Below are 309 nucleotides of genomic sequence, written 5' to 3' on the forward strand. Positions count from 1 at the left end.
TTTCTTTATCCAAACAAATTTCACGTAATAAAATCGACATCATTCAATCTCCATATCTGGATAACCATATCCTACAAGGCCTCCCTGAATTATCATTTTTGCATCATCAACACTACGAGCAATACCGTGAATTACATTGTGTTGCATCAAGAATTGATGGAACCGCATTTGGTCGTCACGAATTTTACCTGTAGGAGATTTAACTTCAATAAAGTACGACTGGTTATCAATCCAGCGTGTACCATGTAAATCTGGATAACCATTAGGTAGCCCAGTAGAAAACCATCTACCATCTGCTTGTTTAACGCT

1 protein-coding gene is annotated in these 309 nt (G+C 37.5%); it reads right to left on the reverse strand.

The window, feature by feature from the left end; translation table 11 throughout:
- Positions 1-39 precede the first annotated feature (39 nt).
- Positions 40-309, reverse strand: a 270-nt coding sequence (locus tag ACNDLV_RS08185) for a VRR-NUC domain-containing protein (RefSeq protein WP_498883105.1), incomplete at its 5' end; no start/stop codon positions are given.

This window comes from Lactobacillus fornicalis, from assembly GCF_055362665.1.